7 protein-coding genes are annotated in these 3,619 nt (G+C 62.1%); 1 reads left to right on the top strand and 6 read right to left on the bottom strand.

The window, feature by feature from the left end:
- Positions 1 to 97: 97 nt before the first annotated feature.
- The 6 genes from YERSI8AC_RS00035 to merT all read right to left on the bottom strand — a co-directional run bounded on the left by YERSI8AC_RS00035 (position 98) and on the right by merT (position 3,189).
- On the bottom strand, positions 98 to 232 hold the full coding sequence (locus tag YERSI8AC_RS00035) for a hypothetical protein (protein WP_008957399.1): 135 nt from the start codon (positions 230 to 232) through the stop codon (positions 98 to 100).
- Positions 233 to 313: 81 nt separating this feature from the next.
- Positions 314 to 1,963: a mercury(II) reductase gene (gene merA / locus YERSI8AC_RS00030; RefSeq protein WP_082051506.1), complete on the bottom strand. Its 1,650-nt coding sequence runs from the start codon at positions 1,961 to 1,963 to the stop codon at positions 314 to 316.
- Positions 1,956 to 2,195, bottom strand: a complete 240-nt coding sequence (gene merF, locus YERSI8AC_RS00025; RefSeq protein ID WP_027965777.1) for a mercury resistance system transport protein MerF — start codon at positions 2,193 to 2,195, stop codon at positions 1,956 to 1,958. The genes merA and merF (YERSI8AC_RS00025) overlap by 8 nt, the downstream gene beginning before the upstream one ends.
- A 73-nt stretch (positions 2,196 to 2,268) precedes the next feature.
- On the bottom strand, positions 2,269 to 2,526 hold the full coding sequence (gene merF, locus YERSI8AC_RS00020; protein ID WP_033988342.1) for a mercury resistance system transport protein MerF: 258 nt from the start codon (positions 2,524 to 2,526) through the stop codon (positions 2,269 to 2,271).
- 2 nt (positions 2,527 to 2,528) lie between these two features.
- The gene (gene merP, locus YERSI8AC_RS00015) at positions 2,529 to 2,825 is read right to left on the bottom strand and encodes a mercury resistance system periplasmic binding protein MerP (RefSeq protein ID WP_022519794.1); all 297 of its coding nucleotides are present in this window, start codon (positions 2,823 to 2,825) and stop codon (positions 2,529 to 2,531) included.
- Between the two features lie 13 nt (positions 2,826 to 2,838).
- Positions 2,839 to 3,189 (bottom strand): mercuric ion transporter MerT, encoded by a 351-nt coding sequence (merT, locus tag YERSI8AC_RS00010; RefSeq protein WP_027965778.1) that lies wholly within the window; start codon positions 3,187 to 3,189, stop codon positions 2,839 to 2,841.
- A 73-nt stretch (positions 3,190 to 3,262) separates the two neighbouring features.
- Here merT and YERSI8AC_RS00005 point away from each other — a divergent pair.
- Positions 3,263 to 3,619: MerR family transcriptional regulator (locus YERSI8AC_RS00005; protein WP_159178005.1), on the top strand; the 357-nt coding region annotated here is incomplete at its 3' end.

Below are 3,619 nucleotides of genomic sequence, written 5' to 3'. Positions count from 1 at the left end.
TGGGTATCCGGATTATCTGGTTGGTATGCGAGAGAGAAAGGTGGCCGACAAACTCAACCCACAACGGATTAGCTGGTTGATGGCTCGCTCAGTACGCTCACTTGCTAGAGAGCAGATACTTCACCAAACAGGCGATGCCCAGGACCAGCAGCAATAGTAGGGCAATTCCGATCACTGGCATTATCCAGCCCATCGCCCCCATCATCCCGCAATCGGGTAGTGTCGTGTTCATCGTGACAGAGCTCCCTGTGGTGTCCATGCCCAAAACCCGTGGTGCCGCCGCCCAGTGGCACCACGGTCGCGCTCATATCGTTCACCCGGCACAGCAGGACAACTGCGTCACATCCTTGGTGAAAGTCTGGGCACAGAGCTTGAGCCCTTCCACCATGGTCAGGTAGGGAAATAGCTCATTGGCGATGTCGTGTACGGTCATGCGTGCGCGTAGCGCCATCACCGCCGTCTGGATCAGCTCACCGGCTTCCCCCGCCACCGCCTGCACCCCCAGCAACCGGCCCGAGTCGCGTTCGGCCACCAGCTTGATGAAACCACCGGTGTCGAAATTCACCAGCGCACGCGGCACGTTTTCCAGGTCCAGCTCGCGGGTATCGACGCTGAAGCCTTGCTCGATGGCCTCGGCTTCCGTCAGGCCGACGGTGGCCACCTGGGGGTCGGTGAAGATCACCGCCGGCATGGCGCTCAGGTCCAGGGTGGCTTCGCCCCCGGTCATGTTGACGGCAGCCCGGCTGCCCCCGGCGGCGGCGACATAGACGAACTCCGGCTGATCGGTGCAGTCACCGGCGGCATAGAGCCCCGGCACCGTGGTGTGCAGATGCTCATCGACCAGAATCGCCCCACGTGCGGTTTCCACGCCGAGGCTCGCCAGGTTCAGGGCCTCGGTATTGGGTGTCCGTCCGGTGGCCACCAGCAGTTGATCCGCCCGCAAGGTGCCGGCGTTGGTGTCGACAATGAATTCATTGTCGGTGTAGTCCACGCGGCTCGCCTGGGTCTGCTTGAGGACCTCGATGCTCTCGCGGCGAAACGCCGCCTCCACCGCATCCCCTACCGCCGGGTCTTCCTGGGAGAGCAGGCGGCTGCGGGCCAGCACCGTGACCCGGCTGCCCAGCCGGGCGAAGGCCTGGGCCAGTTCCAGGGCCACCACCGAGGCGCCGATCACAATCAGCCGCTCGGGAAGGGTGTCCAGGGCCAGCGCACTGGTAGAGGTCAGGTAGGGGGTGTCGGCAAGACCCGGGATCGGCGGTACTGCCGGTCGGGCGCCAGTACCGATTAAGGCGCGGTCGAAGTGGACGACCTGCTCGCCGCCCTCGTTCAGCTTGACCATCAGGCTATGGGCATCGATAAACCGGGCCTCGCCGTGCAGGACCGTGATGGCCGGGTGGTCGCGCAGAATCCCCTCGTACTTGGCGTCACGCAGTTCCTCGACACGTCGCTGCTGCTGCTCGAGCAGCTTGGCCCGATCCACCACCGGCGCCTGGGCGCTCAGGCCTGCATCGAAGGGACTTTCCGTACGCAAGTGGGCAATATGGGCCGCGCGAATCATGATCTTCGAAGGCACACAGCCTGTATTGACACAAGTACCGCCGACGGTGCCGCGTTCGATCAGGGTGATCCGGGCGCCGCGCTCGGCGGCTTTCAGGGCCGCCGCCATGGCGGCGCCGCCGCTGCCGATCACCGCGATGTGCGGGGCGTCTTCATCACGGCCCTTGGACACCGATGCGCCTGCCGGGGAAGTGGGCCCACTGTTGGCCAGTCGAGCTTGGTAGCCAAGTCGGGTCACGGCAAACGTCAACGCCGAGGCCGGTGTCTCCGGATCAACGGCTACCGATGCCGTCCCCTGAGGATAGGATACCTCCACCGACTGCACGCCGGGCAGCTTCTCCAGGGCTTCCCTGACATGATCCGCACAGCGGTCACAGGTCATGCCACTCACGTTGAGTTCAATCATCACGTTTCTCCGAGTCTTCATTAGTAAAGCCGGCATCCTGCTTCCGCTTGTGGTATCGCGCGTAGAGAGGTAAGCCGATGGCCAGGGCGGCAAACAGCAGGTAATCGAGATAGCCTGCCAACGCGGCCAGGCCCGCCGTACCGAATAGCACCAGGGCGATTGGCGCGGCGCAACACAGCACCATCAACCCGGTGCCAAGCACGACGCTTAAAAATTTCTGCGAATCTTTCACGCTTATTCCTTCACCGTGGCGGGCAAGCTCGTAAACAACTCACCCGATGACCGCGATGTGCAGCTGCTTGATGTCACTCAGGGGGCGTATTCCTTGATTTGATAGAGCCGTTGTCACAACAGGCGTCGAACTGCTTCTTACGCCAAATCGCATAAATGGTCAGGCCGATGAAGAAGGCCAGGGCCGGCAATAACACAACGTCGAGATAGCCCGTCAGCCCCGCCAGGCCCACCGTGCCAAGCAGGATCACCAGGATCGGCGTAAAGCAGCACAATGCCACCAGGACGGTGCCGATCACGCTCACGCGCAGCAGGGGCTTGGGATTCTTCATGATCACTCTCGATCCGCTTGCGAGGATGTCGGGGTTGATGGATACCCAGCGTTGATGGTGGCCTCGGTCAATGCCTCCACCGACGTTCGGGCGTCGTCAAAGGTGACCACGGCCTCGAGATCCGCGTAGCTCACGTCGACTTGCGAGACGCCGTCCACCTTGTTGAGGGCGGCCTTGACGGTGATCGGGCAGGCGGCACAGGTCATGCCCGGCACCGACAGCGTCACGGTCTGCAGGGCCGCTAAGGCGGGCGTGCTGAGCAGGGCGAGTAGCGCGATGAAGGCGAAACGAGCTTTCATGGTAGATCTCCTTTTAATAGAACAGGGGCAAGATGTAGGGGAATACCAGGGCGATTAGCACCAGCAGCGATACGAGCCAGAAGATCGCCTTGTAGCCCGTCCTGACCCGTGGCACGGCACACACCTCTCCCGGCTGGCACTTTTCCACTGGCCGAAAGACGCGACGCCAGGCGAAGAACATCGCCACCAGCGCGACGCCGATAAAGAGCGGGCGATAGGGCTCCAACGCCGCCAGATTGCTGATCCAGGCGCCGGAAACGCCCAGCGTGATCAGCACCAGCGGGCCGAGGCAACACGCCGAGGCCAGGAGGGCCGCGACTCCTCCGGCGGCCAGGGGCCCTCGCCCCGTTTTAGATGTCCGCATTGACGATTCTCCTTTCGGGATGGGGGGAGCTACGATAAGGTTACTTCCGTAGCTTGGTACGGAGTCAAGCATCATGAAGAGACATGCAGATAAAGTGGCGGACACCATGACCATTGGCGGCCTGGCCAAGGCGGCCGGCGTCAATGTCGAGACAATCCGCTATTACCAGCGACGAGGGCTATTATCGGAGCCCGAACGCCCTCCCGGAGGTATTCGACGCTATAGTGCCGCCGATATCGACAGGTTGACGTTCGTGAAAACGGCGCAGCAGCTGGGCTTTAGTCTGGATGAGATCAGTGACCTACTTCGGCTGGAAGATGGCGCCCACTGTCAAGAAGCCAGTGCTCTCGCAGAGCACAAGTTAGGGGACGTTCGCGAGAAGATCGACAGGCTTGAAAGAATTGAGAAGGTGCTGAGCGAAATGGTCGAC

This window comes from Halomonas sp. 113 (assembly GCF_904067645.1).
GTDB lineage: Bacteria > Pseudomonadota > Gammaproteobacteria > Pseudomonadales > Halomonadaceae > Vreelandella > Vreelandella titanicae.
Note: the sequence above shows the minus strand (reverse complement) of the source record. Positions and strands in the feature narration are given on the sequence as shown.